General features: G+C 47.6%; 1 protein-coding gene. It reads left to right on the top strand.

Annotated features, from left to right (window positions below; genetic code table 11):
- Window positions 1-317: 317 nt before the first annotated feature.
- On the top strand, window positions 318-1,376 hold the full coding sequence (locus A3750_RS23240; protein ID WP_068521588.1) for an AraC family transcriptional regulator: 1,059 nt from the start codon (window positions 318-320) through the stop codon (window positions 1,374-1,376).
- The last annotated feature ends 86 nt before the right edge of the window (window positions 1,377-1,462 follow it).

The raw sequence follows: 1,462 nt of genomic DNA, 5'->3' as shown, positions 1-1,462 counted from the left end.
ACATCGTTTTATGATGGGCGTTCAGTGGCATCCCGAGTATCTGCCTTTTCAGGCAGACCAGCGCAACCTGTTTAGAGGCTTTGCACGTAGCGTTCACTCGATCGCAAATCACGGTTGAGGCCTTCTATGCCTCGACCTCATATGCCATTACCTGAAAAGTAGGCGAACACTTGTGTGCAATTTGCCAACTTTCCCATAGACTGCGCACATCGAATGAGCGATTATTCACTGCGATGACCGCGGGATGCATGGCCTCTCCAATAGGGTGCCATTCAACGACTCACAACAAGATTATCAATTAGTAGCACGCAGCCATAATGAGCGATTCACCCGAGCTAAAGCCATCCATTGAGCTAAAACATCTAGCAAGCATTGGCGACCAACAATATCCGAGTGTTGAGCTTCGGTACCTACTAGATTACCTGCGCGAACAAGGCAAAGGGCCTTGGTGCGATGCACTCATTGAAGAGCTCGATCTACAGCAACACTTGCACAACGAATTCCTCCCTTCCTTTCTTGCACTTGAATGCAACAACCGCATTGTTCGCGATCAATTTTCGATCGGGCTTGGTGTGGCTGTTGGCGAGCGTTATGGATTGGATGACTTTGGAATACTCGGTGCCGGGCTGCGCCATGTTCCTTCTTTATATGAAGCGCTCAATATTACACTCGCCTACTATGAGCTCATTGGCAGCTTAACCGACCTCACCGTCATTCAGGATGAGCACACCTTTACTAACCGGTTTGTGAACGTTGCCGGCCTCAGTGAGGAGTTAGTGCACCTTCTCTTCGAGTTGACCATAAGCGGCATGGTTTCTCTCGGTCGGACAATCGCCCAACGAGATTTTAAAGTGCATACCATTCGCTTCTCTATGGCGCTCTCGAACGAAGACAAATCATTCTTCAAAGAGCGCTTCAACTGTGATGTAGAAGACAAGGCAAAATTCAACGAATGGGTGATGGACCTAAAAGATCTCCAGCGAGACATCACTTATGAGCCAAGAGAACGTTCCGAATTAGATAACAGCATTCACGATCTTAATATCTTAATGGAGACCTTGAAAAACGAGTTTGCTTTGGTCGATCGTTTCGATCGCTTTGTCTTAAACAACGAAGAAGAGTTCCCGAATTCAAAAGAGATTGCAGACGCGCTGTTCATGAGCGAGCGCACGTTCAGACGTAAACTCAAAAGCATCGGACTGAACTACAACACACTCATGGGAAAAATTCGCTGTCAGATCGCTATTGCGATGCTGCAACGCGGCGAGCATACAAATGAAGATGTCGCGTTCGAACTGGGATTTTCAGACGCTGCGAACTTCTGCAATGCCTTTAAAAAGTGGACCGGACACACGCCTAACTTTTATCGCCCTTGATATAAAACCCGAGTACAGCTCTAATTTACGCGCAACGCGCAAAATACGCGAACCTGCGTGATCCAAAAGCGTCACCGCCAATTCAA

The organism is Oleiphilus sp. HI0079 (assembly GCF_001635105.1).
This window is presented reverse-complemented; position numbering and strand designations above follow the sequence as displayed.

Coding starts and splice junctions, on each gene's coding strand:
- A3750_RS23240 (WP_068521588.1), top strand. CDS start 318: ATGAGCGATTCACCCGAGCTAAAGCCATCCATTGAGCTAAAACATCTA.